Genomic DNA, 25,280 nt, shown 5'->3' with positions numbered 1-25,280 from the left:
GATTCGACATCTCCGACGCGACCACGACCGAACGAGCCACCGCCCCGTACGGTGCTCGCCCAAACAAAGATAGGAAGTGCGCATGCTGGATCGACGCCTTGGCATCTTCGCCGCGGGGCTGAGCTCCGTGCTGATGCTGTCCGCCTGTGGCGGCGACGGTGACCTGACCGACGACGGCGGCGAGAACGACGAAGCCGCCAGCGAATGTGAACCGAACGTCGACCCGCCGGAGGCGGGCGACGTCGAGGCGGCCCTCGCCGACCCGGTCGAACCGGAGGGTGAGGACGAGACGTCCATCAACATGGGCCTCATCCCGTGGGAAGAGGGCATCGCGGTCACGAACATGTGGTACGTGATCCTCGAGGAGAAGGGCTACGAGCCGGAGATCACCGACCTCGACGTCGCCCCGGTCTTCCAGGGCCTCGAGAACGGCGACCTGGACGTGTTCTTCGACCTGTGGCTGCCCCAGACCCACGTGGACTACTGGGAGGACTACGGCGACAGCCTGGAGCACATCGGCCCCTGGTACGACAACGCCGTCCTCACGCTGACGGTGCCGGAGTACGTCGAGGACGTCAACTCCATCGACGACCTCCGCGAGAACGCCGACATGTTCGACGGTCGCATCGTGGGTATCGAGTCCGGTTCCGGCCTGTTCCGCACCACGCAGGACTACGCCATGCCGGGCTACTGCCTCGACGACGACTACGAGCTGGTCGAGTCCTCGACCGCGGCGATGCTCGCCGAGCTGGACACCGCGTACCAGGCCGAGGACCCGATCGTCGTCACCCTGTGGCGGCCGCACATCGCCTACGCCCAGTACGACCTCAAGGACCTCGAGGACCCGCGCGGCATGATGGGCGGCGCGGAGACGATCGACACCGTCGCGCGTGACGGCTTCAGCGAGGACTACCCGCACTTCCGTAACTGGCTCGACAACTTCGAGATGAGTGACGAGGAGCTCGGCGACCTCGAGTACATGACCCTCGACGAGTACGAGGACGACCCGCAGGAGGGCGCCCGCCAGTGGCTCGCGGAGAACCAGGAGTTCCTGGACCGCACCCTCGGCGACGACGCGGACGGCCTGGAGTTCTAGACCGTCCCACGACCGGTCCGCGGCGCGTACCTGAGGTGACGCGGACACAGCAGTAACACGAAGGGCCGTCCCACGCCTGGGGCGGCCCTTCGCGATTCACCCCTTCGGTGGGTCGGGATTGAGGAAATGAGGAATGCACGTGTTGGATCGACGCCTTGGCATCTTCGCCGCTGGTCTGAGTTCCGTACTGATGCTGTCGGCCTGTGGCGGCGACGGTGACCTGACCGACGACGGCGGCGAGAACGACGACACGGCCGCCAGCGAGTGTGAGACCGACGTCGCACCGCCCGACGCGGGTGACCTCGACGCGCCGTTCACCGACCCGGTCGAACCGGAGGGTGAGGACCAGAAGGAGATCAACCTGGCCCTCGTCCCTTGGGAGGAGGCCATCGCGGTCACGAACATGTGGTACGTGATCCTCGAGGAGAAGGGCTACGAGCCGGAGATCACCGAGCTCGACATCGCCCCCGTCTACCAGGGTCTCGCCAACGGCGACCTGGACCTCTACGTCGACATGTGGCTTCCCCAGACGCATGGCGACTACTGGGAGGAGCACGGCGACAACATGGAGCACTTCACCCCGTGGTACGACAACGCGCGGCTGACGCTGTCGGTGCCGGAGTACATGGAGGACATCAACACGATCGATGACCTCCGCGAGAACGCCGAGCTGTTCGACAACCGCATCGTCGGGATCGAGGCCGGCTCCGGACTCTTCCGCACCACCGAGGACCACGCCATCCCCGGCTACTGCCTCGACGACTACGAGCAGGTCGAGTCCTCCACCGCCGCGATGCTCGCCGAGCTGGACTCCGCCTACTCCGCGGAGGAGCCGATCGTCGTCACCCTGTGGCGGCCGCACATCGCCTACGCCCAGTACGACCTCAAGGACCTCGAGGACCCGCGCGGCATGATGGGCGAGGCCGAGACCACCGACCCCGTGGCGCGGGAGGGCTTCAGCGAGGACTTCCCCCACTTCCGTAACTGGCTCGACAACTTCGAGCTCAACGACGAAGAGCTCGGCGACCTCGAGTACATGACCCTCGACGAGTACGAGGACGACCCGCAGGAGGGCGCCCGCCAGTGGCTGGCGGACAACCCCGAGGTTCTGGAGCGCACCCTCGGCGACGACGCTGAGGGGCTGGAGTTCTAGACCGCCTCCCGCCCTCCGGTGACGCCGGCACGCCCACAGGGCCACCTGCGTCCGGAGGATCGCTTGTGAACGCGGGGACCGTCCCACACCGGGGCGGTCCCTTCGTCGTGTGCGGGGCCGGGCCGCCGAGGCGGGCCGCCAAAGCGGTGCGCCCGCGGTGGGGCGCCTCAGTCGACGGTGAGGGCCTGCTGTCGCTCCGGGATCCCGGCCACGCTCATGAACTCCTCGACCTTCGCCCGCGACGTGGAGCCGGTCAGCGGAAGGTAGGGGCGGCGGGCACGACGCCCCTCGACGGAGGGGAAGATCCGGGGTTGGCCCGACGGCCCACAGATGCCGAGCGAGGGGGCGCGGCCGTCGACGATGTAGTACGAGCCCACCTCGCGGAACGGGATCCGCACCACGTAGCGTCCGCGCCGGTAGCGGAACTCGACCGCGTCGACCTCGAGCACGGGTGCCTTGTACCGGGAGGCGTGCCAGACGAGGAACGCGCCGCCGATCCCCACCGCGAGGGCCGCGAGGTTGCCCCAGACGCCGAGATTGAGCACGGCGAGCACGAGTGCGCCCACCAGCAGCAGGCCTCCACCCCACATCTCGACGTGCTTGCGAGCCAAGGGACACACCATGCGGAGCAGTTCCGACGCTGACACGAAAAGGCCTCTCTAACACACCGCTTCGCTGCGGAGGAGACTGGGAGAGAACACGACCTTACCGTGTTGACAGCTCTGGTACGAGTGAACCATGCCGGACAAAGCGGGGCGACCGCGCCAGGAGGTTGCGCGGTCGCCCCTGCCCTGTTGACCAGGGATTATCTACCGGTCGCTCGTGGAAGGCTCCAGCTCATCCGCACGCGGTCCGGTCGGTTCCGGGCCGTCCTCCCGCGGGTCTCCCCCGCCGGAGCCGCCCCCGTCGGAGCCACCGCCATCGGTGTCGCCCCCACGGTTGTCACCCAGGTCACTGCCCGGCTCACCGTAGCCGCCGTGCGAGGCGCCGTCGCCACCCGCGGTGGCGCGCCTCTCCGCCCGCCGTTCCCGGCGCGCGGCGCGGCGCATGGCCCGCCGCTCCTTGCCCTCCTCGAGGCTCATGTACATCGCCGGGAGGATGAGCAGGGTGAGCAGCGTGGAGCTGACCAGACCGCCGATCACGACCATGGCGAGGGACTGGGCGATGAAGACGCTGCCCGTTCCCAGGCCGAGGGCCATCGGCACCAGCGCGCCGACGGTGGCCAGAGCCGTCATCAGGATGGGCCGAACCCGCTGGCGACCACCCTCGATCACCGCGTCCTGCAGGGACATGCCCTCACGCCGGTACTGGTTGATCAGGTCGATGAGGACGATGGCGTTGGTGACCACGATCCCGACCAGCATCAGCAGACCGATCATGGCCGGCAGGCCCATCGGCGTGTCCGTCAGGAGCAGCGCGGCCAGCGCACCGGTCGCGGCGAACGGCACCGAGATCAGCAGCACGAGCGGCTGGGCGACGCTCCGGAACGTCGCCACCATGATCACGAAGACCAGGGCGATGGACGTCAGGAGAGCGATCCCCATGTCCGTCATGACCTCGTTGAGCTCGTCAGCGTCACCACCGAGGTCGGTGCTGACCCCCGTGGGGAGGGTCATGTCCTCGACCTCGTCCATGACCTCCATGCTGACGGCCTGCAGGTCGGCGTCACCGGCGACCGTGGCACTCACCGTGATGCTGCGCTCGCCGTCACTGCGGACGATCTGGGTGGGGCGCTCGACCTCCTCGACGTCGGCGACGTCGCCCAACTCGACCATGCCGGCCGCGGACGGGATCTCGTACTCCCGCAGCTCGTCCAGGGTCTCCGGGGCGTCCCCGGTGTCGATGACGACTGAGCGCTCACTGCCGCCCACCTGGACCGCGCCGGCCTCCAACCCGTCGAAGGCGGACTGCGCGGCCATCGCGATCTGCTGCTCGTCGAGCCCGTGCTCCGCCGCCTCGTCGGCGATCGGCGTGATCTCGATGCCGGGCTCTTCCTCGGTCAGGTCACTGGTGACCTCGGTGACCCCGTCGATGTCCTCCAACACCGCGGAGACGTCGTCGGCGGCCTCCTCCAGCGCGGCGGAATCCTCGGAGAGCAGCCGCACGTCCGCCGTCGGGTCACCTTCGGCCCCGGCCGCCCCCATGCCCATCAGGGAGCCGACGGTGAGTTCACCGGCGTCGCTCGGGAGGTCGCCGATCTCGTTCTCGAGTTCCTCGCGGGTCTCGTCGACGTCGAGGTCCGGGTCCAGCGTGACGTAGTACGCCGCGGTGTTCGTCCCGCCGGAGAACCCGTCGTTGCCCACGGTGGTCTCGTAGGCCTCGACACCGTCGAAGTCCTCGAGCAGTGCCTCGACCTCGCGGGCCTGGTCGTCGGTGGCGCTCAGGGAGGTGCCGGCCGGCAGCTCCTGGTTGATCATCACCTGGTCCTGGCCGTCGTCCTCGAGCAGGACGAAGCGCAGGGACCCCGACATGGCGAAGGTCGCGACGAGGATGACGACACCGGCCCCGACGACGGCCCAACGCCGCCACGTCTTCCAGCCGCTCTCGCCGCGCTTGGTGGCGGCGCGCAGGACGGGGATGTAGGAGCGCTGAAGCCAGGAACGCCGCTCCTTCTCCTCCTCCTTCTGGCGGAGACGCTCGCGCTCCTCCTCGGGGACCTCGCTGCTGCGGACGAACCAGTACGCGAGCACCGGGATGATCGTGAGCGAGACCAGGAGGGACGCCAGCAGCGCGATCGCGACCGTCAGCCCGAAGGGCTGGAAGAAGATCGAGATCATGCCGCCGAGGAACGCGATCGGCAGGAAGACCGCCGCGGTCGCCAGCGTGGCCGACGTGATGGCCCCGGCCACCTCGCGCACGGCGGTCAGGATCGCCGGGATCCGTTCCCCGCCGTAGGACAGGTGCCGCTTGATGTTCTCCAGGACGACAATGGAGTCGTCCACCACCCGGCCGATCGCCACGGTGAGGCCGGCGAGGGTGAGCATGTTGAGGGTGTGGCCGCTCTGCCACAGCGCGATCATCGCGATCAGCAGGGACAGCGGGATGGACACCGCGGTCACGATCGTGGTGCGCACCGAGAGCAGGAAGGCCAGGATCAGCAGGATCACGATGCCGAGGCCGGCCAGGCCCTTCTCGATGAGGCCGTCGATGGAGTCCTCGACGAAGGGTGCCGTGTCCACGGTGACGAAGAGGTCGCCGCCGGTGCCCAGCTCGTCGGCCAGGTCGGGCATGGCGTCGCGCACCGTGTGGGAGACCTCGACGATGTTCGCCTCGGTGTCCTTGTAGACCATCATGCCCAGCGCGTCGGCACCGTTTCCGCGGCTGATCGTCTGCTCGTCGGCGCTTCCCCAGGAGACGTCGGCGACGTCGCCGAGGCGCACCGCTTCGGGCTCCGCGGGCGCGGGGGCGCCGGGCGGCATGGCCTCCATCTCGGGGGCCGCACCCCCCTGGGGCATCATGTACAGGTCCTCGACGTCGTCCAGCGAGGAGAACGCGGAACCGACGTTGACGGACAGCGAGCGGTCGCCCTCGGTCAGGGTGCCGCCGGGGATGACGAGGCCGCTGTCCTGTAGCGCCTGCGAGATGTCGGCGGTCGACAGGCCTTCGTCCTCGAGGTCGTCCTCGTCCGGGTCGATCCGCAGGATCTCCTGGCGCTCACCGAACACCTCGACCCGGTCCACGCCGGACAGGGCCTCGATCTCGGGGACGACGTAGTCGTTGAGGTTGGACGAGAGGGTGTCGGTGTCCTCGCTGGAGGCGGCGGAGAGGGCCATGACCATGTTGGCCTCGTCGCCCCCGCTGAAGTCCATGACCTCGACCTCGGCGTCGCTGGGCAGGCTGGCCTGGACCCCGTTGACGCTCGAGCGGACCTCGTCGACGACCTCGTCGACGTCGCTGTTGAGGTCGAAGAAGGCGGTGACGAAGGCGAAGCCGTTGCTGGACTCCGAGGTGAGGTCCTCGAGGCTGTCCAGGCCGTCGATCGCGTCCTCGATCGGCTGGGTGACCTCGCTCTCCATGACCTCGGGGGAGGCGCCTGGGTAGGTCACCATCACACCGGCACCGGGAGCGTCCATCGAGGGGAACAGCTCCACGCGCATCGCCATGGTGGCGATGACACCGAAGACGACAACCACGACGGTCAGGAGCGCGGCCAGCATCCGGTTAGCCAGGCTGATCTTCGCTAGCCGTTCCACCGTGCCACCTCTCTGGTGCGGGGTATGAGTGTCATCCGTCCATTCCTCCTGTTCGCGTGGACGTTTTCGGCACAATCCGGTGCAGCGTTCCTCATGGTCTCCAACGAGACATGTCGCGGGCGCCCCCCTATGGACCGAAATCCGGGCCAACTTTGGAGGGCCCAGAACGACCCCGGGACCTGAACTTTCGATGTAGGGGAACCCCTGAATCCGACCTACGGGGGATCACCGGTCCCCGGGATGCGGTGGTCGTGACACCACGAGACCAGGACGAACAACGCCGACAGACCATGCGGCGACAAAGGGTGCGAATCACCCCGGCACAGACTACTGTCCGTCGTGACCCACCCGACGACGGGGCCGCACGACGCGTCGGCGACCCCGAGGACCCGGCCGACCGGGCGCCGTGGCCCACCTGGTCACGCGGTCAACGTCGGTGGGATTCCCGCGACGTGCCTGGGGCGCCCGCCTACGCGGCGGACCCGTCGTGGCGCCGTGGGCTCAGGATCCCGGCGTCGTGGAGTCCGGTCCGAACATCCGTTCGCGATGGGCGTGCCACCGGTCGACCAGGGAGGGGAACTCCGCCGCCATGAACCGGAAGTACTCCTGGCTCTCCCGCAGGCGCCGGGCGCCGGGCTCGTGTCCGGCCAGTGCCTCCATCGACTCGTCGATACCCTGGGCCGCCCGGTCCAGCAGGGGGAGCATGTTCATGGTGATGGCGCGCCAGATGTCGTCGTCGTAGATCCGGTACTGGTCGCTGCGCGAGCCGGGTTCGCGCTCCTTGCCGAGGAGCCCCATGAGGACGAGGGTTCGCACCGCCCCGGACACGGCGGCGGGGCTGACGCGCAGGGCCTCGGCGAACTCGGCGGCGGTGTAGCGGTCGGAGTCGTCGATCAGCGCGAACGCGAAGATGCGGGCCGGCATCCGCTGCAGGCCCATCTCCTCCATCATCATCGCGAAGCGCTCCACGGCCCGCAGCACTGCGTCGTCGGCGGCGTTGGTCGCGCTCTCCGCCGACTCCTGGCCATCGCTGCTCAAGGACACCTCCATGTCTCCCGCACGACTCTATCCAATTTACAGTCATCATTGATTTTCTACACTTCACACATTTGTGAAATTCATGTATGTTGAGCCCATGATCTCTGCGATTTCGGTCAGCGGGCTGACCAAGAGCTACGGGCACGTCCGTGCCCTGGATGGACTCGACCTCACGGTCGAGCAAGGGGAAGTGCACGGTTTCCTCGGCCCCAACGGAGCCGGGAAGACCACGACGATCCGCGTCCTCCTCGGGCTGCTGCGGGCGGACAGCGGACAGGCGTCCCTCCTCGGAGGTGACCCGTGGCGGGACGCCGTCACGCTGCACCGGCGCCTCGCCTACGTCCCCGGTGACGTCACCCTCTGGCCGGGACTCTCTGGCGGCGAGTGCATCGACCTGCTCAGTCGACTCAACGGCGGCGCGGACCCCAAACGCCGCAAGGAACTGCTCGAGCGGTTCGAACTCGACCCCCGTAAGAAGGCCCGAACCTACTCCAAGGGGAACCGGCAGAAGGTCGCCATCGTCGCCGCCCTCGCCTCCCGCGGTGATCTCCTCGTCCTGGACGAGCCCACCTCCGGACTGGACCCCCTCATGGAGGAGCAGTTCCAGGAGTGCATCCGCGAACAGAGCGGCGACGGACGCACCGTCCTCCTGTCCAGCCACATCCTCGCCCAGGTGGAGGCCCTGTGTGACCGGGTGAGCATCATCCGCGCGGGTCGCACCGTGGAGTCCGGGACGCTTCGGGACCTCCGCCACCTCACCCGCACCACGGTCATCGCCGAGACGGAACGCCCCGTGACCGGGACCAGCGAGCTCCAGGGCGTGCACGACCTGAAACAGGACGGCGAGACCTCCGTACGGTTCGACGTCGACGGGGAACACCTCGACCCGGCGATCCGGCACCTGATGGGCTTCGGGATCCGCGCGCTCACCAGCCATCCGCCCACCCTGGAACAGCTCTTCCTGCGTCACTACGAGGCCGCCGCACCCGCCGGTGGTCCGGAGGAGTCCCGATGAGCGCCGCCACCCGCACGTCGCCGAGGAGCGCCGACGCGCCGGTCGGCGCACGCTCCCCTCTCGCCGGCACCGGGTCGCTGGTGCGTCTGATCCTGCGGCGCGACCGGGTCCGGATCCCGGTGTGGATCATCGCCCTCACCGCGACGGTCACCGGGACCGCTCCCGCGTTCTCCGACCTGTACCCGACACAGACCGACATCGACCTGCGCATCGCCGTCGTCACCGGCAATCCGGTCGGCGTCGTGTTCACCAGCCCGGGCTACGGGGTCGAGAACGCGACTCCGAACGACATCGGCCCGCTCCTCGTCAACGAGTTGAGCGCGACCATGATCGTGCTCTTCGCGCTGATGAGCCTGTTCCTTCTCGTCCGCTACACCCGGGCCGAGGAGGAGAGCGGCCGTGGGGAGCTGGTGCGCTCCGGCGTCGTCGGCCGAGCGGCGCCCCTCGCCGCCGCGTTCATCGTGGTCGTCGCCGCGAACCTCCTGACCGGCGCGCTGATCACGCTTGGGTTGGGGGGAATGGATCTCGCTTGGGAGGGGTCCCTGGCGTTCGGGGCGTCCCTCGCCCTGCTGGGCGTCGTCGTCGCGGGAGTCGCGGCCGTCTGCGCCCAGGTCTCGGAGTTCGGCCGCACGGCGGCCGGGCTCGCCGGCGCGGTCTTCGGACTCACCTTCCTCGTCCGCGCGATCGGCGACATCCAGGACAGCGACCTCCGATGGTGGTCACCGGTCGCCTGGAGCCAGGGCATGCGCCCCTACGCCGGTGAGGAATGGTGGCCCGCGTTCGCCCTGGTGGGGCTCGCCCTCATCCTCGCCCTGATCGCGTTCGTGCTCAACGCGCGCCGGGACTTCGGCGCGGCGCTGCTCCGCCCCCGTCGGGGCCGTGCGGCCGCGTCGCGGTTCCTGCGGTCCCCGCTCGCGCTCGCGGTCCGGCTGCACCGGGGGTCGGCCATCGCCTGGACCGCCATCGTGCTCGCGGCGGCGGTGCCACTCGGCGCGGTCCTCGTCGAGGAGGGTGAGGAGCTCGCCGACATGGAGGTGTTCCAGGAGATGTTCGGCTCGGGCACCGGAGCCGCGGAGGAGGTACTGCGGTTCTACCTCGGGTTCATATCCCTGATCATCGCCGCGTTCACCATCCAGGCCGTACTTCGTGCCCGGGGAGAGGAGACCGCCGGCCGGGCGGAACCGCTCCTCGCCGCGGCGGTGGCGCGGTGGCGGTGGGCGGGCAGCCACCTCGCCGTATCGGTCGTGGGAAGCGTCGCCATCCTGGTCGTGACCGGTTTCGGGACGGGCCTCGCCGCCGCGGCGCAGTCCGACGAGAGCTCCCACATCGCCAACGCGACCGGGGAGATGCTGGCCTATGTCCCCGCCCTCGCGGTGCTCGCGGGACTCACCTTCGCGCTCCACGGGGTCCTTCCGCGGTTCGTCGCGCTGGCGTGGGTGCCCTACGCCTACTTCTTCTTCGTCGCGATGTTCGCGGGCCTCTTCGACCTGCCCGAGGAGGCGATGGACGTCTCCCCGTTCGTCCAGGTGTCCAACGCGACGGACGGCGACCTCTCCGTCGCGCCCCTGCTGTGGCTCAGCGGCATCGCCGCCGCGCTCATGGCCGTGGGCTTCTGGGGGATCTCCCGGCGGGACGTCGCCTCAGGGTGAGTCGCCGACACGACATCGCAAGCCCAGGGGCGACGGCATGGCCGTCGCCCCCACACTCGTTCCGTGACCACCTCCTCACCCACCGATCGCCCGACCACGGACCTCCGGTGCTGTGTCTTCCCACGCCGTGTCATCAATGTGCAGGACAGTGGGTACGTCACTGCTCACTGGGAGGAACAGTCATGGCATATTTACTGCTCATCGGCACCCGCAAAGGGATCTTCACCGCGACGAGCGAGGACCGGCGCTCCTGGCGGCTGTCCGAACCACTCACGATCGACGACGAGGGGTGGGCGTCGGTCTCCGCCGTCTACGCGGTGGGCGTCAATCCGCACTCCGGGCGCGTCCTGGTCGGGGCGGAGGGCAGCCACTTCGGACCGAGCGTGTGGTCCAGCGACGATCTCGGCCGCACGTGGCGCGAACCCGAACAGGCACCGATCGCGTTCCCGGAGGACACCGACGTCCCTGATCCGCACCTGGCAGTTCGCCTTCGGTGACGACCCGAACACCGTGTACGCCGGCGTGGAGCCGCACGCGCTGTTCCGCTCCAGCGACGGCGGCGAGAGCTTCCAACTCGTCCGCGGCCTGTGGGACCACCCCCACCGCGCGAACTGGTTCCCCGGCGCCGGTGGGGCGTGCCTGCACACGGTGATCCCCGGTCGGATATCGGCCGCCGGGACCGACCCGCGGAGCATGACCGTCGCCATGTCCACCGGCGGCGTGTACCAGTCCCGCGACGACGGCGTCTCGTGGCAGCCCGCCAACGCCGGCATCAGCGCGGGGTTCTTCCCGGAGGACCAGCAGTACCCGGAGTACGGCCAGTGTGTCCACAAGATCGCGGTCGACGCGGCCGGCGACTTCTACCTGCAGAACCACCATGGGGTGTACCGCACGTCCGACCCGGCGGCCGGGTGGACGTCGATCGCGGACGGGCTGCCCAGCGACTTCGGGTTCGCCATGGTCACCCATCCACACACACCCGCGACCGCGTTCAACTTCTCCGTCGTCAGTCAGGGAGTACACCTCCCGCCGCACAACCATCTGCAGGCGCACCGCACCGACGACGGTGGGGCCTCGTGGCATGCGATCACCGACGGGCTCCCGACGGACCCGTACTACAGCATCGTGCTGCGCGACGCCGCCTGCACCGACGGCGCCTCCACTCCTGGCTTCTACTTCGGCACCCGCTCCGGCGACGTGTTCTCACTCGTCGACGGCGACACGTCCTGGACGACGGTGGCCCAGCACCTGCCGGACGTGTTGTGCGTTCGGGCCGTGGAGGTGTAGGAGGTGCGAACCGACGTGATCCTTCCGCAGTCACTGCGGCGCGACGCCGACGGCGCGGCGCGCGTCGCGGTGTCGTTCTCCGAACCACGGGTACCGCTGCGCTCCGTACTGGACGAGGTCGCCCGCGCCCACCCGCGCTTGGACCGGCGGATCCGGGACGAGCGCGGAGCGCTGCGTCGCTTCGTCAACGTCTTCGTCGACGCCGACGAGTGCCGCGCGCTCCAGGGCCTCGACACCCCGGTCCCCGACGGAACCGAGGTGCGGGTGCTCCCGTCGGTCGCGGGGGGCTGACGGAACCGACCGGGCGGTGCGCTGGTGTCGGCGGACTCCACCGGCACCAGCGCCGGCCGGAGAACTACTGGTCAGTCGGCCACCCGCCAGACTGGGCGCCGTGGCCCTGGCGGGAGGTCGGCCCGGGCCGTCAGGTCGTAGTCGTCACTGAGGGAGTCCGGCCGCCTCCGCGAGGAGCTCGACCGAACGGAGTCGGGCCTCCAGGGTGCCGGTCTGGTGTACCACGATCAGCTCGTCCGCCCGGGAGTGGCCGGCGAACCAGTCGAGGTACTCGACCACCTCCTCCGGGGCGCCGGCGCCGGTGTAGACCGCCATCTGCGCGACGTGCTGTCCCGCGGGAGACTCCAACGCGGCCTCTGCCTCCTCCGGGGTGAGGGTTCGCCCCCGTCCGAGGAGCTGGGCGGCCATCCGCCGCCGCGCCACGTGGAGCTGCTCCTGGGCCTCCGCGGAGGTCTTGGCGACCGCGACGTTCACCCCCGCGATCACGTAGGGCTCGCTCAACCACTCGGAGGGCTGGAACTCCGCCCGATAGACGGCGACGGCCTGTTCCAGGGCGGCGGGGGCGAAGTGCGACGCGAACGAGTAGGGCAGGCCGAGTTTCGCGGCGAGCTGCGCCCCGAACAACGACGAACCCAGGATGTAGAGCGGGACGTTGGTGTCCTTGCCGGGGATCGCGTCCACACCGATGATCTTGGAGTGGCCGGTCAGGTAGCCCTGAAGCTCCACCACGTCGTTGGGGAAGGCGTCCGCGGAGGTCACGTCACGACGTAGCGCGCGCATCGTGTTGCGGTCGCTGCCAGGCGCGCGCCCCAGCCCCAGGTCGATCCGTCCGGGGTGCAGTGTCTCCAGGGTTCCGAACTGCTCGGCGATGGTGAGCGGCGAGTGGTTGGGGAGCATGACGCCGCCGGAGCCCAGCCGGATCCGCTCGGTGTGGGCGGCGATGTGCGCGATCAGCACACTGGTGGCGGAGGACGCGATGGTCGCCATGTTGTGGTGCTCGGCGTACCAGACACGCCGGTACCCCGACGCTTCCGCCGTCCTCGCCAGGGCGACGCTCGCGTCGAGACTGTCCCGCACGGTCATCCCCTCATTGACGTGCGCGAGGTCCAGAATCGACAGGGGTACGGTCACGGTCTCGACCTTTCCTTCTCCACGGGGTCATGCCTGGCGTCACGCCGGTGGGCCGCGACACCGCTCCTCATCACAACCGCGCCCACCCCACCGCGATTCCCACCCGCCGCCCTCCTCTCCCCCACCCCCGATCTCCCCCACCATGATTTCTCCACCCCCATCGGGATTCGGCCGCGTCGAACGTGTGGGGGGTGCGCCCCCATCCGCCTCGACGCGGTCAATCGCGCCCAGGCCCGACGAGCGGGCCGTGTTACTCCGGGGTGGAACGGCGGAGCGGGGCTAGCATTCCAAGGTGCAGCGGGGCCGCCGCACGCCTGTCCGGAGAGGCCGGGGGTGTGTGCTCCGGACGCCACCGGTGCTCACCACGTCCTTGCGGAGGGGAGAGATCGTGTCGGCGCAGAGCGCGGATCCGCAGATCGAATGGGGGACGCCACGGGCCCGGTGGGTGCTCCTGGCGACCGTCACGGGCTCCGGGCTGGCGTTCATGGACGCCTCCACGGTGAACGTCGCGCTTCCCGCCATGGGACGGGACCTGAACGCCGAGATCTCCGGCCTGCAGTGGGTGCTCAACGCCTACACACTCACGCTGGCCGCGCTGATCCCCCTCGGTGGCTCGCTCGCGGACCGCTTCGGGCGGCGCCGCCTGTTCCAACTGGGGGTGATCTGGTTCGCGCTCGCGTCGCTGTTGTGCGGGATCGCCCCCACGGTGGAGTTCCTGTCGGCGGCCCGCGGACTGCAGGGAATCGGCGGCGCGCTCCTGACCCCGGGGAGTCTCGCCATCCTGCAGGCGACGTTCGTACGGCGGGACCGGGCGCGCGCCATCGGGGCCTGGTCGGGCCTGTCCGGCATCGCCACGGCGATGGGGCCCCTGGTGGGGGGATGGCTGATCGACGCCCTCTCGTGGCGGTGGATCTTCTTCATGAACCTTCCGCTGGCGGTGATCGTGGTGGCGGTGGCGGCTCGGCACGTACCCGAGACGCGTGACCCCGAGGCGCCCCCGCGCTTCGACGTCGCCGGAGCGGCGTTGGTCGCCGCGGGGCTGGGCTGCCTCTCCTGGTCGATGATCAGTGCGGGCGAGCACGGGTTCGGCGTTGGGGAGGTGTCGCTGCTCGTCGCCGGCGTCGTCGCCCTGTGCGTGTTCGTGTTGGTGCAGGCCAAGATTCGCTTTCCGATGCTTCCGCTGTCCCTCTTCCGCAATCGGCAGTTCACGGCGGCGAACGTCGTCACGCTGGCGGTCTACGCGGCGCTGAGCGGGATGATGTTCCTGGTCGTGCTCTACCTGCAGCAGGTCGCGGGGTACTCGGCCCTCGCGGCCGGCGCCGCCCTGCTGCCGGTGACCGGTCTGATGCTGGTGTTCTCCGCCAGGGCCGGACACCTCGCCGAGTTGATCGGACCGCGCCTGCCGATGAGTCTCGGACCGCTGGTGATGGCGGGCGGCATGCTGCTCTTCCTGCGTCTGGACACGAACGCGGCCTACCTGACGACGGTGCTGCCCGCGGTGGTGGTCTTCGGTGTCGGTCTGACGCTGACCGTCGCACCACTCACGGCGACGGTGCTCGCCGGGGTTCCCGAGCGTCACAGCGGCATCGCCTCCGCCGTGAACAACGCCCTCTCCCGTGGGGCGGGCCTGCTCGCGGTGGCGGTGCTCCCGCTCGCGGCGGGCATGTCGGGGACGAGCTATCGGGACCCCGCGGTGTTCGCCGACGGTTTCCGGACCGCGATCGTGATCTGCGCCGTCATGGTGGGCGCGGGCGGACTCCTCGCCGCCGCTCTGATTCGCAACCGGCTGGAATCCGGAGAAACGGCGTGCCCGGAGAGCGCGACGGATCGCCACTACTACTGCGCCGTCGATGGCCCACCCATCGAGCGCGGCACGCAAGCCGAGTCAGAGCCCAGTTGACGGATGTCCACGGGCGCGTAGTCCGTTGGGCCCAGGTGAGCGATGGGCGCCCACAGGGTGTGGATAGGACGCGCCCACGGCGCCGCGCCCGGTGCGAACCGTCTCCTGGACGGAGTGACGGGTCTCGGTCTCCACCGTGAGGGCCAGTCACCCCGCCCCGGGGCAAGAAGGGAGGACACCGCGGTCGCGCTCCGGGTGACTCGTTCGGCCTCGGTCAGTGATGGTCCGCGGCTCGCCGCCTATGACCCGCCCTCCGGGCTGGGGCGGACCGCCGTCAGGCTCACGCCGGGCTCCAGGCGAGGTAGGCGAGCACCGCGCCCACGAGGATCAGCGCCACCGCGGTTCCGACGAGGAGACGGGGCGTCCACTGGCTGAGCCAGGGGCCCTCGACGATGTGGGCGCGTTCGGGATCCTCCCGGTCATAGGCCACCACCACACGCTCGCCGCGACGAGCCGCGGACCAGCCCGTACTGCTGTGCGTGGTCCGCACGTCCACACCGTCACCCGTGCGGAACTCGATGATCATCCGTGAGGACCTGCCGGTCTCCGCGTAGCCCACGACCTCGGCGTCGGCCCGCAGCGCCCGGGTGCTTCCCCGCGTACGCACGCCGGACTCCCGCAGGGCCCACCAGAGGATCCCGCCCCCGGCGAGCAGGGGGATCAGTGGATAGAGCACGGCCATGACAGCGGATCTCCTGTCGACTCCAGCGATGTCCGACGACGAACTCCGTCGCACTCCCGCCGAACGGAAGGCCGGGGTCGAGCCCCGCTCCCAACCCATGACTGTAGCCCCGCCACGGCTCCCCAACCGGCCGCGGCGTCGTCGGAACGCCAGATGCGTGCCCCGGAGCGGTGGATCTGCGACACTGCCGACGTTCGCGCCGCCCATTCACCACCTGGAGGACTCCGTGGCCCAACTCCTCGACCCACAGACCGTCGACAACGAACTCGCCGCCCTGCACGGCTGGAGTCGCGACGGCGACACCCTCGTGCGCTCCTGGCAGGTGAAGGGCTTCAGCGGCGCCATGCAGCTCGCCAACGTCGTGGCCTACGTCGCCAACCAGCGCAACCACCACCCCGACATCGCCGTCCACGACTACAACCGGGTGACGGTCACCAGCACCACGCACGACGCAGGGGGCATCACCCGCGAGCGACCTGCACCTCGCCGCGGCCGTGAACTCCGCGCTCGCGGCCGGTGAGTAACCGCCGCTCCGACACCACACCCACGGACCTCCGTACGCACCGGTGGGGACGCCCGGCACACTCATGTCCCCCCGGGGGATAGCACGGTCACGTCAGCGGGTAGCACAGTGCCGATGGGGGGTCACATCATGACGGAGACCGTGGACGTGGTCGTCATCGGCATGGGGCCAGGCGGAGAGGCCTTGGCGGGCCGGCTGGCCACGGAGGGACTCAGCGTAGTCGGCGTGGAGGCACGCCTCCTGGGCGGGGAGTGCCCCTACTACGGGTGCATTCCCAGCAAGATGATGATCCGGGCGGCCAACTCTCTGGCGGAGGGCCGGCGGGTGAACGTCCTCGCCGGGGCGAGTGACGTCTCACCGAACCTGGGACCCGTGGCGAAACGCATCCGCGACGAGGCCACCGACGGGTGGGACGACACCGCGGCGGTCGAACGGTTCGAGAGCACCGGGGGGCAGGTTCGTCCGGGGACACGGCCGTCTCACGGGGCCCGGCACCGTACGTGTGGGCGACACCGACTTCGCGGCCCGCCGCGCGATCGTCCTCAACACGGGAACCGCGCCCGCGGTCCCGCCCGTCGAGGGGCTGCGGGACACACCGTTCTGGACCAACCGAGAGGCGCTCACCGCGGAACGCGCCCCCCTCTCGCTGGCCGTGCTGGGCGGTGGGGCGATCGGCGTGGAGCTGGGACAGGCCTTCGCCCGGTTCGGAACCCGGGTCACCATCGTCGAGGCGGGCCCCTCACTCCTCGGAGTCGAGGAGCCGGAGGCCCAGGCGATCGTCACCCGTGCCTGCGCGGAGGACGGCATCGACGTGCGCACAGGCGCCCGCGTCACCGAGGTCACCTGGGACGGGCAGGAGTTCACCCTCCATCTCCCCGACGAGACGGTGCGGGCCGACCGACTCCTCGTCTCTACCGGTCGGCGCACCAATCTCGGCGGTCTGGGGTTGGACACCGTCGGTCTGGACCCTGGGGCGCGTTTCCTGGATCCCGACGGTCGTATGCGGGTCGCGGACGGGATCTACGCCGTGGGTGACATCACAGGGCGCGGCCAGTTCACCCACGTCTCGATGTACCAGGCGGACATCGCCGCGCGGGACATCCTCGGGATCGACGGCCCCGAGGCCGAGTACCACGCGATCCCGCACGTGACTTTCACCGATCCTGAGGTGGGCTCGGTCGGACTGACCGAGGCCCAGGCACGGGAACAGGGTTTGGCGGTTCGCACCAGTACCACCCAGGTTCCCGAAAGCTCGCGGGGGTGGATCCACGAGGTCGGCAACGCCGGAGTGATCAAACTGGTCGCCGACACCGAACGCGACGTGCTGGTGGGCGCGACGTCGGTGGGCCCGTGGGGTGGCGAGGTCCTCTCCGCGCTCGCCGTCGCGGTGCACGCGCGGACACCGGTGGCGACGCTACGGCACCTGCCGTTCGCCTTCCCCACGTTCCACCGCGCGATCGGCGACGCGTTGGAACGGTTGGGCACCGACTCCGCATAAGGTGCGGCGATCGTGACGCCCCACAGTGACCGCGTCATCTCCGCAGTTATGGGACATGTGATCGACTTGGGGGAGAAACCTCCCCCGGCGCCCCGAGGCAATTCGTAAGGCGGATAGAATTCTGTCCGGCGCCGCTCGCGACGGTCCCTGCGCGGCCAACCTGCACCTTCCCCTCATCGGCTCAGGATGCCTCTGCGCTCGCGCCCGCGCGCCAGCCGACACGAATCAAGCGATCTGGGGAGCTCCCATGCCTACCTTCCGCCTGCGCAAGAACGACGGCTCCGTCGAAACGGTTCAGGCAGTACGGATGCGCGTCGACACCGACATCCTGCACCTGGAGAAGCGCGCCGCCGGCTTCTGGCAGTCGGAGTTCAGCATCCGGCTGGACGACGTCGACAAGGTCCAGCGTCGAATGACGGAGCCCAGCGGGAACTGGGTCTGGCGCACCGAGCGCATCCCCGAGCCGACCGCTATCTAGTTCTCCGTCGGGCCACCGCGCCCCGCCCCGTTTCAGCCCCTTTCTCTCCCCCCCGAGAGGCACCACCGCACGGCCACGGCGTGGCATCCAGGTGATCCATCGTGCTCCCCCACGCCACGTCCTGGTCGCCCCCTCGCGTCGACCCCCGACAGTCCGCTCAGCGGGCGGGTCGGGACGATGTGGGTGGCCGCGCGTCACGGTGACGCCACGACCGGCTGTTCACGTGACATGGCGAATCGCTCGCCAGCGCTGTCCCACCGCGGATGTCGATCCGTTCCCAAGAATTCACCGGGGACCGGGAAGCGATCGACCCACGGCACTGTTACGTCCATGCGGCATTCGCGGGTTTTGTCGTACCTGTGTGCGATATTCCGATGTCATCACTTTTTGACTTCAATCATTCTTGAAGTCCTAGTTTGTGGTGGCGCAGACGTTCGCACCACAGAACAGTGCCAAGGGGGCAACAACGTGATGGAGCGTGGGACCACCGACCTGGCGATCGACGCCAAAGGGCTGGTGAAGCAGTTCGGGAAGAACCGTGCCGTCGACGGCCTCGACCTCGCCGTCCCGACCGGACAGGTGTACGGCGTCCTGGGCCCGAACGGCGCGGGGAAGACCACGGCCGTGAAGATGCTCGCGACGCTGCTGTCCCCAGACGGTGGCCAGGCGCACGTGCTGGGCCACGACGTGCGGCGAAACCCGGAACTGGTTCGCAACAAGGTCAGCCTGACCGGTCAGTACGCGTCGCTCGACGAGGACCTCACCGGGATCGAGAACCTGACCCTGCTCGGCCGGCTCATCGGTCACCGCAAGGCGGCCGCACGCGCACGGGGCGAACGCCTACTGGACGCGTTCGGCCTGACCGACGCGGCCGACCGCCAGGTGAAGAACTACTCCGGAGGCATGCGGCGGCGTCTGGACATCGGCGCCAGCATCATCCGTCCTCCCTCACTGCTGTTCCTGGACGAGCCGACCACCGGTCTCGACCCCCGCAGCCGCAACCAGGTCTGGGACATCATCCGGATCATCGTCGCCCAGGGAACCACGGTGCTGCTCACCACGCAGTACCTCGACGAGGCGGACCAGCTCGCCGCACGGATCGCCGTCATCGACCACGGACGGGTGATCGCCGAAGGCACCCCGGGCGAGCTGAAGGCGTCCGTGGGAACGGGGTCGGTCCAGGTCCGGATCCGCGAGGTCGCCCAACGGGAGGAGGCGCGGCGCGTCCTCCACGAGGCTCTGGACGCGGAGGTCCACACCGACTCCGACCCGCTGGCCCTGACCGCGCGGCTCACCGGTGACGCGTTGCCCTCCGACCGTGCGGCGCACGCGCTGGCCTCATTGACCAGCGCCGGAATCATCGTGGACAACTTCGCGCTCGGCCAACCCAGCCTGGACGAGGTCTTCCTCGCCCTGACCGATCACCCCGCGACCGAAGCGACGGAAGAGGAGGCCGCCTGATGGCCGCGACGCAGACCGCCACGGAGCCGACGAAGAGCCCGTCCACCACCAGCCTCGAAGCCGTCCTGGGCACGGGGGAGCACCCGCCGCGCCCGTCCGCCGCGGCGGCGTCCCTCGCCTTCGGCTGGCGCGCGGTCCTGAAGATCAAGCACGTCCCCGAGCAGCTCTTCGACGTCACCCTGTTCCCGATCATGATGACGTTGATGTTCACCTTCCTGTTCGGTGGGGCGCTGGCGGGATCGACCGGGGACTACATCCAGGACCTCCTGCCCGGCATCATGGTGATGAGTATCGTCATGACCACCATGTACACCGGCGTCTCGGTGAACGAGGACATCCGGAAGGGGGTCTTCGACCGGTTCCGGACCCTCCCGATCTGGCGGCCCGCCCCCATGGTCGGCTACCTCCTGGGCGACCTGATGCGCTACGCCCTGGGGTCCGCCGTGATCCTGGTGGTGGGGTTGCTCATCGGTTTCCGGCCGGAGGGGGGCGTGCTCGGCGTGCTTGCCGGGGTGGCCCTGCTGCTCGTGTTCGCCTTCTCCATCTCCTGGATCTGGACCAGCGTCGGGCTCTTCGCCCGGAGTGAGAAGGCGGTCATGGGGATCAGCATGATGCTGATCTTCCCGCTGAGCTTCCTGAGCAACATCTTCGTCGATCCCGGGACCATGCCGAGCTGGCTGCGGGCCTTCGTGGACGTCAACCCGATCACGAACCTGACGACCGCGATCCGATCGGTGATGGCGGGGACGCCCGACGCCGGCGCGCTGATGTGGGTGGCCGTCGCGGGGGCGGTGAGCATCGGCGTCTTCGGATCACTCACCATGTGGCTCTACAACCGCAAGTAGGCCCCCGCGCGTGGGCCCCACGGCCGACGGTCGAGGTCCGCGTCTCGACCGCTCGGTCACCGCTGGTCCTGGGGCTCACGCGCGGGCAGTGGCCCAGGGGCGACGCTTCGCGGTGCGGGCCGGCCCGGCGGAGCCCACTGTGGCGAGAACCGTGCGGCGGTGCCCCTTGGGCGCCGCCGCACGGCCGTGCCCGGCCCCCAACACCGGGACACGGGAAGAACACGCCGCGCGGTCGACTCCGGCGCCACACCGCCCTCACTCTCCGCAGCACCCCCGATTTCCCCCCTGGCCGCAACCGGCCAGGGGAACACGGACGGGCACGAAAGATACACGTGTCGTGTTCTCGCTGTTCATCCCCCTCCTCACCTCACCCCGCGAGGGCGCGCCGCCCACGCCGGGGCAGCAGTGAGGAGGACGCCCGAGACCAGGAAATACGCTCCACTCCAACCGCGACGGCCGTGGACTCGCACCGCTGAGCGCCGCTGTCGGCTGAGCGGTCCTCACCACCCTTTTCGTCGGTCACCCATTCCCACACCAGGTGGAATTCCCGCCATTGGACCGACACCCCGCCTGCGTTTCTCGGTGTGTTCTTCCTGGTTGACGGACCGCCCGCGCACAGGGGGATTCCCGCTGACAAAAAGTGCGGCAGAATGCACGAGATTCAGTCACACAGCGTGAGGTCGCTTGTCACTGTCACACCCATCCGACACCATTGATCACCTTTGCGGTATCCATACCGTTTCGATCCCCCAGACCTGGAAGTCACCGCCTTCATTGGAGTTTCCCATGTCACGCAGCGACGACCCGGACGTCGCGGGATTCGATGATCGATCCTCCGCGACAGAGTCCTTCGGGGCCGCCAGTGCGTCACGGAGCCCCTCCGACCAAACCCTCGGCAGTTTCACCTACCCCGACGTCGACGACGAGCCGAACGAGCCCAACGGGCCCGTTCGCGGTCGCCACGCCCAGCCAACCAAGCGGCGCCGGATCCCGCTGGCCCCCGTTCTCGTGGCCGGGGCCCTCGCCCTCGGCCTGATCGTCGGTGGCGTCGTGTGGCTTCAGCCCGGCCCGGACGGGGAGGAGGTCGCCGCCGACTCCCCCGCGGAGGACGACGAGAACCCCTTCTCCGGAGGTGCGGCCGGACCGCCGTTGTCCTCTCCCTCCGCTGACGAGGACGAGTCGACCCCGGAGGCGGACGACGCCGACGGGGACACGACCTCCGACGAGGACGACGCCGCGGGAAACGTGGACGACGGGGACACGTCCAACAGCGGCGGCCAGAGTTCGACGAACAGCGCGTCCTCCGGGGACGGCCAGAGCGGTAGCGGCGGAGACGGGGGCGGCGGCTCCACCTCACCGACCCCCGAGGACGACGTCGACTCCCCGGAGACCGAGGCACCGGGTGAGTCCAACGAGCGTGTCGGGGAACGTCCACCGCAGCCCGGCGAACGCGAGGACGAAGAGGGCGACGAGGACGAGGACGACGGTTGTCCTCGGTGGATCTGCTGGTGGTAGTCACCGCGTTCTGAGGGGCCGCGGCCCCGACCCCGCGGCGTCCCGTCACGCGGCTCCGACGTCCGCCGTTCTCAGTTCCCGGCCGGAGTGTCGCCCTTCGCCACCTCGTACACCCGCTCCTCGGTCACCAGCGCGGTGACGAAGCGGGCGGGTGTCACGTCGAAGGCGGGGTTGAATCCCGGAGACCCCACGGGGGCGACCCGGATCCCGGCCAACTCCAGGACCTCATCCTCGCCGCGTAGCTCGATCTCGATCCGCTCCCCCGACGTCGTGGCCAGGTCGACGGTGCTCGTCGGCGCCGCGACGACGAAGGGAATCCCGGCCTCGGCGCAGGCGAGGCCCACCCCGAGGGTGCCGATCTTGTTGGCGGTGTCGCCGTTCCCGGCGATCCGGTCCGCGCCCACGATCGCGGCGTCCACCCGACCGGACATGATGGTGCTCGCGGCGGCGCCGTCCGGCTGGATCCAGTGCTGGATGCCCTCCCGGTCGAGCTCCCACGCGGTCAGGCGGGATCCCTGCAGCAGGGGACGCGTCTCGTCGACGTGGACCGACTCCAGCCGTCCCCGCTGGTTCAGTTCGCGGACGATGCCCAACGCGGTCCCCCACTCGGTGGTGGCCAGAGCGCCGGTGTTGCAGTGGGTGAGAACGCGCAGGGGTCGGTCCGTCCCCAGCCGCTCGGCCAGCCAGTCGGCGCCGTTGTGTCCGATCCGGCGGTTCGCCGCGGCGTCGGCACGGGCGATCTCCTCCGCGAGCGCCGACACCGCGGTGACCCCCTGGGCGACCGCGGGGCGAACCCGGTCCACGGCCCAGGCGAGGTTCACGGCGGTCGGACGGGCGTCGCGGATCCGATCGATCGCCTCCTCGCGCCGTTCCTCCGACCATCCCTCCCGTTCGGCTTCGAGGAGCGCCAACGCGACCCCGTACGCCCCGGCCGCCCCGATGGCCGGGGCGCCGCGCACGACGAGCCGCGCGATCGCGTCGACGAGCTGGTCCACGGTCTCGATCGACAGGTACTCGATCTTCCCGGGGAGCTTGGTCTGGTCAAGCAGACGTAGACCGGTGCCGGTCCATTCGACAGTGCGCTCGTTCATGCACCCACGGTAGATCAGGGGCGGCAACCGCCGGACACCACGGAGAGGGTCAGGGGTGCCCACCGCGAGGACGGACCACGGGCCGGCCCCCGCGGCGAGTCTGTTCCGGACCGAAGCGCGCCCGAGGGGGCGTCCGTGAGGCGAGTGTGGCAGGGCGGGGGTTCCTTCCGCGGCCAGCGCCGGAAGGGAACCCCCTCACCGAGGAGAACGGCCACTCACTCCGACTCGAGGACCGCCCGCAGGAAACCCCTGGTCCGTTCCTCGTGCGGGTCGCCGAAGATCTGGTCCGGTGGCCCCTCCTCGACGATGCGCCCCTTGTCGAACATCAGCACCCGGTTCGACACGTCCCGGGCGAAGCCCATCTCGTGCGTCACGATGAGCATGGTGACGTTCGTCGACTGGGCGATGTCGCGCAGCACGTCCAGGACCCCGCCCACGAGTTCCGGGTCCAGGGCCGAGGTGACCTCGTCCAGGAGGAGGATCTCGGGCCGCATCGCCAGCGCGCGGGCGATCGCGACGCGTTGTTGTTGACCGCCCGACAGTTGGGTCGGGTGCGCGTCGACCTTGTCCGCCAGCCCCACCAGTTCCAACAGCTCCACCGCCTGCTCGTTGGCGGCGTCCTTGTTCGCTCCCAGGACGTGCACCGGCGCCTCGGTGATGTTCTTGCGCACGGTCATGTTCGGGAACAGGTTGAACTGTTGGAACACCATGCCGATCCGCTTGCGGTGGGCACGCAGGTGCGGCTCGCTGGCCGCGACGAGGGCCTCGCCGCGCCGCATGTGGCTGAACGGCTCCCCCGCGAGCCAGATGACGCCGTCGGTGACCCGCTCCAACGTCATCAGCAGCCGGAGGATGGTGGTCTTCCCCGACCCACTGGGGCCGATCAGGGTGACGCGCTCCCCGGCGTCGACGGAGAAGTCGAGGTGGTCGAGCACGGTGAGCTCGCCGAATCGCTTGACGACCGACTCGAACCGGATCAGGGGCTCGGCGCCCCCGGCGGCGGCCTCGGACGCCGCGTCAGACGGCTGCATAGCGTCGCTCCAATCGTCGAATGAGTATCGCCGATGGGACGCTCACCAGGATAAAGAGCAGACCCACCATCGTCATCGCCTCGAACACCCGGAAGTACTGTCCGCCTACCCGCTGCGCCTGGGACAACAGCTCCGGGACCGCGATCGCGAACAACAGCGGGGTGTCCTTGAACATCGCGATCAGGTAGTTGCCCAGCGGCGGGATGACCTTGCGGATCGCCTGGGGCAGGATGACCGCTCCCCAGACGCGGTGCGCTGGCAGGCTCAGCGCGCGGCAGGCTTCCCACTGCCCCTTCTGCACTCCCTCGATTCCCGAACGGTAGACCTCCGCGGTGTAGGCGGAGTAGTGCACGCCCAGGACGAGGATCCCAACGGTGAGCGGTGCCACCGCACCGGGAACGAGGAAGAAGACGAAGACGAGCTGCACCAGCAGCGGGGTGGAGCGGATGAACTCGAAGACGGCGAACACCAGGGTCCCGATCACCGGCAGACGGCGCAGGAGCGCGACCGCCAGGCCGAGGACGAGTGCGATGGCGTAACCGAAGACGGTCGCCTGCACGGTGACCCACAGGCCGGAGGCCAGGTCGGGCAGGACCTGTCCGGTGAACTCCCAGTCCCACACCATCAGCGCGCACCTCCCGCCGTCGTGATGGAGGGCGGTCGCAGCAGCGACCAGAACCCCGTTCCCGAGGCGCGGCCCAGCCGTCGGTTGGCGTGCCGTTCCAGCAGGCGCATCAGGAAGACCAGGATCTGGGCGAAGACGAAGTACATGACCAGGGCCCAGCCGTAGGCGTAGACCGTCTCGAAGGTGCTGCTCCGGGCCAGGTCGGCCGACCACATGATGTCGGTGACGCCGATCAGCGAGATCACCGCCGTCGCCTTCATCAACTCGATGACCAGGTTGCCGAACGTGGGGAGCATCTGCGCCCAGGCCTGCGGCAGGATGACCGACCACATGCGGCGCGTCCACGTCATGTTCAGCGCGATGGTGGCCTCGACCTGGGACCGGGGCACGGCGTTGATCGCGGCCCGGACGACCTCCGCGCCGTAGGCTCCGATGTTCACGCCGAGCGCGACGATTCCCGCCGTCAACGGCTCGAAGGTGAACGAGGTGACGTTCGGGATGGCGAACGCCGCCCAGAACATCAACACCAGCGCCGACACACCGCGGAAGGTCTCGGTGTACACCGTGGCGACCGCACGCAGCGCGCGACTGCGCGTGGTCCCGGCGATGCCGATGACCATGGCGAGCACGAAGCCGAGCGCGGCCCCGCCCAGTGTCGCCAGGACGGTGAACTTGGCGCCTTCCAGGTAGCTCGGGAATCGTGTCCCGATGAACTCGACGGCGCCGACGGCCCAGTCCCAGGCCGTCTGCGCCCACAGAACCACGTCCACGGGCCGTC

General features: G+C 69.4%; 21 protein-coding genes and 2 pseudogenes. 14 read left to right on the top strand and 9 right to left on the bottom strand.

Annotated features, from left to right (window positions below):
- The first annotated feature begins 82 nt into the window (after window positions 1-82).
- Window positions 83-1,096, top strand: a complete 1,014-nt coding sequence (locus tag J4H86_RS17805; RefSeq protein WP_236538926.1) for a glycine betaine ABC transporter substrate-binding protein — start codon at window positions 83-85, stop codon at window positions 1,094-1,096.
- 133 nt (window positions 1,097-1,229) lie between these two features.
- Window positions 1,230-2,249: a glycine betaine ABC transporter substrate-binding protein gene (locus J4H86_RS17800; RefSeq protein ID WP_236538925.1), complete on the top strand. Its 1,020-nt coding sequence runs from the start codon at window positions 1,230-1,232 to the stop codon at window positions 2,247-2,249.
- 167 nt (window positions 2,250-2,416) lie between these two features.
- Here J4H86_RS17800 and J4H86_RS17795 read toward each other — a convergent pair whose 3' ends face one another.
- From J4H86_RS17795 to J4H86_RS17785, 3 genes are all read right to left on the bottom strand, one after another.
- Window positions 2,417-2,869, bottom strand: coding sequence for a hypothetical protein (locus J4H86_RS17795; RefSeq protein WP_330932536.1), 453 nt, complete (start codon window positions 2,867-2,869; stop codon window positions 2,417-2,419).
- A 189-nt stretch (window positions 2,870-3,058) separates the two neighbouring features.
- Window positions 3,059-6,442: an efflux RND transporter permease subunit gene (locus tag J4H86_RS17790; protein WP_236538924.1), complete on the bottom strand. Its 3,384-nt coding sequence runs from the start codon at window positions 6,440-6,442 to the stop codon at window positions 3,059-3,061.
- A 501-nt stretch (window positions 6,443-6,943) separates the two neighbouring features.
- Entirely contained in the window at window positions 6,944-7,480 is a 537-nt protein-coding gene (locus tag J4H86_RS17785) for a GbsR/MarR family transcriptional regulator (protein ID WP_236538923.1), read from the bottom strand.
- 97 nt (window positions 7,481-7,577) lie between these two features.
- On the opposite strand from J4H86_RS17785, the gene J4H86_RS17780 reads away from it, so the two are divergent.
- The 4 genes and pseudogenes from J4H86_RS17780 (at window position 7,578) to J4H86_RS17765 (ending at window position 11,722) form a co-directional block, all read left to right on the top strand.
- Entirely contained in the window at window positions 7,578-8,495 is a 918-nt protein-coding gene (locus J4H86_RS17780; protein WP_236538922.1) for an ABC transporter ATP-binding protein, read from the top strand.
- Window positions 8,492-10,144 carry an ABC transporter permease gene (locus J4H86_RS17775; RefSeq protein WP_236538921.1) on the top strand — a complete coding sequence of 551 codons (1,653 nt, stop codon included), beginning with the start codon at window positions 8,492-8,494 and terminating at the stop codon, window positions 10,142-10,144. Before J4H86_RS17780 ends, J4H86_RS17775 begins: the two co-directional genes overlap by 4 nt.
- A 182-nt stretch (window positions 10,145-10,326) precedes the next feature.
- Window positions 10,327-11,431: pseudogene (locus J4H86_RS17770) on the top strand (WD40/YVTN/BNR-like repeat-containing protein).
- A 3-nt stretch (window positions 11,432-11,434) separates the two neighbouring features.
- Window positions 11,435-11,722, top strand: coding sequence for a MoaD/ThiS family protein (locus J4H86_RS17765; RefSeq protein ID WP_236538920.1), 288 nt, complete (start codon window positions 11,435-11,437; stop codon window positions 11,720-11,722).
- 144 nt (window positions 11,723-11,866) lie between these two features.
- Here the strand turns inward: J4H86_RS17765 and J4H86_RS17760 are convergent, their stop codons facing one another.
- Complete coding sequence (locus tag J4H86_RS17760; RefSeq protein ID WP_269134480.1) at window positions 11,867-12,853, bottom strand: LLM class flavin-dependent oxidoreductase; 987 nt, start codon at window positions 12,851-12,853, stop codon at window positions 11,867-11,869.
- 388 nt (window positions 12,854-13,241) lie between these two features.
- Here J4H86_RS17760 and J4H86_RS17755 point away from each other — a divergent pair, with 388 nt between their 5' ends.
- Window positions 13,242-14,753, top strand: a complete 1,512-nt coding sequence (locus J4H86_RS17755; RefSeq protein ID WP_236538919.1) for an MFS transporter — start codon at window positions 13,242-13,244, stop codon at window positions 14,751-14,753.
- 280 nt (window positions 14,754-15,033) lie between these two features.
- Here J4H86_RS17755 and J4H86_RS17750 read toward each other — a convergent pair whose 3' ends face one another.
- Complete coding sequence (locus J4H86_RS17750) at window positions 15,034-15,435, bottom strand: DUF3592 domain-containing protein (protein ID WP_236538918.1); 402 nt, start codon at window positions 15,433-15,435, stop codon at window positions 15,034-15,036.
- Between the two features lie 226 nt (window positions 15,436-15,661).
- On the opposite strand from J4H86_RS17750, the gene J4H86_RS17745 reads away from it, so the two are divergent.
- The 7 genes and pseudogenes from J4H86_RS17745 to J4H86_RS17715 all read left to right on the top strand — a co-directional run bounded on the left by J4H86_RS17745 (window position 15,662) and on the right by J4H86_RS17715 (window position 21,755).
- Window positions 15,662-15,955 (top strand): 4a-hydroxytetrahydrobiopterin dehydratase, encoded by a 294-nt coding sequence (locus J4H86_RS17745; RefSeq protein ID WP_236538916.1) that lies wholly within the window; start codon window positions 15,662-15,664, stop codon window positions 15,953-15,955.
- 117 nt (window positions 15,956-16,072) lie between these two features.
- Window positions 16,073-16,207, top strand: a pseudogene (locus J4H86_RS27470) (hypothetical protein); the annotation flags it as partial.
- Window positions 16,208-16,460: 253 nt separating this feature from the next.
- Window positions 16,461-17,456: a dihydrolipoyl dehydrogenase family protein gene (locus J4H86_RS17735; RefSeq protein WP_236538914.1), complete on the top strand. Its 996-nt coding sequence runs from the start codon at window positions 16,461-16,463 to the stop codon at window positions 17,454-17,456.
- A 247-nt stretch (window positions 17,457-17,703) separates the two neighbouring features.
- Window positions 17,704-17,934: a hypothetical protein gene (locus J4H86_RS17730; protein WP_236538912.1), complete on the top strand. Its 231-nt coding sequence runs from the start codon at window positions 17,704-17,706 to the stop codon at window positions 17,932-17,934.
- Window positions 17,935-18,405: 471 nt separating this feature from the next.
- The gene (locus J4H86_RS17725; RefSeq protein ID WP_236544079.1) at window positions 18,406-19,395 is read left to right on the top strand and encodes an ATP-binding cassette domain-containing protein; all 990 of its coding nucleotides are present in this window, start codon (window positions 18,406-18,408) and stop codon (window positions 19,393-19,395) included.
- The gene (locus J4H86_RS17720) at window positions 19,395-20,240 is read left to right on the top strand and encodes an ABC transporter permease (RefSeq protein ID WP_236538911.1); all 846 of its coding nucleotides are present in this window, start codon (window positions 19,395-19,397) and stop codon (window positions 20,238-20,240) included. The genes J4H86_RS17725 and J4H86_RS17720 overlap by 1 nt, the downstream gene beginning before the upstream one ends.
- Window positions 20,241-21,026: 786 nt before the next feature.
- Window positions 21,027-21,755: a hypothetical protein gene (locus J4H86_RS17715; RefSeq protein ID WP_236538909.1), complete on the top strand. Its 729-nt coding sequence runs from the start codon at window positions 21,027-21,029 to the stop codon at window positions 21,753-21,755.
- Between the two features lie 71 nt (window positions 21,756-21,826).
- On the opposite strand, the gene mtnA is transcribed toward J4H86_RS17715, so the two are convergent.
- The 4 genes from mtnA to ehuC all read right to left on the bottom strand — a co-directional run bounded on the left by mtnA (window position 21,827) and on the right by ehuC (window position 25,272).
- A complete protein-coding gene (mtnA, locus tag J4H86_RS17710) occupies window positions 21,827-22,846 on the bottom strand; it encodes an S-methyl-5-thioribose-1-phosphate isomerase (RefSeq protein WP_236538907.1) in 1,020 nt (339 codons plus the stop codon).
- Between the two features lie 215 nt (window positions 22,847-23,061).
- Window positions 23,062-23,877: an ectoine/hydroxyectoine ABC transporter ATP-binding protein EhuA gene (ehuA, locus tag J4H86_RS17705; RefSeq protein ID WP_236538905.1), complete on the bottom strand. Its 816-nt coding sequence runs from the start codon at window positions 23,875-23,877 to the stop codon at window positions 23,062-23,064.
- Window positions 23,864-24,502, bottom strand: coding sequence for an ectoine/hydroxyectoine ABC transporter permease subunit EhuD (ehuD, locus tag J4H86_RS17700; RefSeq protein WP_236538903.1), 639 nt, complete (start codon window positions 24,500-24,502; stop codon window positions 23,864-23,866). Before ehuD ends, ehuA begins: the two co-directional genes overlap by 14 nt.
- Window positions 24,502-25,272: an ectoine/hydroxyectoine ABC transporter permease subunit EhuC gene (gene ehuC / locus J4H86_RS17695; protein ID WP_236538901.1), complete on the bottom strand. Its 771-nt coding sequence runs from the start codon at window positions 25,270-25,272 to the stop codon at window positions 24,502-24,504. Before ehuC ends, ehuD begins: the two co-directional genes overlap by 1 nt.
- Between the last annotated feature and the right edge of the window lie 8 nt (window positions 25,273-25,280).

Origin of the sequence: Spiractinospora alimapuensis (assembly GCF_018437505.1) — a bacterium.
Lineage (GTDB): Bacteria > Actinomycetota > Actinomycetes > Streptosporangiales > Streptosporangiaceae > Spiractinospora > Spiractinospora alimapuensis.
Note: the sequence above shows the minus strand (reverse complement) of the source record. Positions and strands in the feature narration are given on the sequence as shown.

Excerpts from the sequence above, each read along its gene's own strand:
- J4H86_RS17805 (WP_236538926.1), top strand. The coding sequence starts at position 83 with ATGCTGGATCGACGCCTTGGCATCTTCGCCGCGGGGCTGAGCTCCGTG.
- J4H86_RS17800 (WP_236538925.1), top strand. The coding sequence starts at position 1,230 with ATGCACGTGTTGGATCGACGCCTTGGCATCTTCGCCGCTGGTCTGAGT.
- J4H86_RS17780 (WP_236538922.1), top strand. The coding sequence starts at position 7,578 with ATGATCTCTGCGATTTCGGTCAGCGGGCTGACCAAGAGCTACGGGCAC.
- J4H86_RS17775 (WP_236538921.1), top strand. The coding sequence starts at position 8,492 with ATGAGCGCCGCCACCCGCACGTCGCCGAGGAGCGCCGACGCGCCGGTC.
- J4H86_RS17750 (WP_236538918.1), bottom strand. The coding sequence starts at position 15,435 with ATGGCCGTGCTCTATCCACTGATCCCCCTGCTCGCCGGGGGCGGGATC.
- J4H86_RS17730 (WP_236538912.1), top strand. The coding sequence starts at position 17,704 with ATGCCTACCTTCCGCCTGCGCAAGAACGACGGCTCCGTCGAAACGGTT.
- J4H86_RS17725 (WP_236544079.1), top strand. The coding sequence starts at position 18,406 with ATGGAGCGTGGGACCACCGACCTGGCGATCGACGCCAAAGGGCTGGTG.
- J4H86_RS17720 (WP_236538911.1), top strand. The coding sequence starts at position 19,395 with ATGGCCGCGACGCAGACCGCCACGGAGCCGACGAAGAGCCCGTCCACC.
- J4H86_RS17715 (WP_236538909.1), top strand. The coding sequence starts at position 21,027 with ATGTCACGCAGCGACGACCCGGACGTCGCGGGATTCGATGATCGATCC.
- mtnA (WP_236538907.1), bottom strand. The coding sequence starts at position 22,846 with ATGAACGAGCGCACTGTCGAATGGACCGGCACCGGTCTACGTCTGCTT.
- ehuA (WP_236538905.1), bottom strand. The coding sequence starts at position 23,877 with ATGCAGCCGTCTGACGCGGCGTCCGAGGCCGCCGCCGGGGGCGCCGAG.
- ehuD (WP_236538903.1), bottom strand. The coding sequence starts at position 24,502 with ATGGTGTGGGACTGGGAGTTCACCGGACAGGTCCTGCCCGACCTGGCC.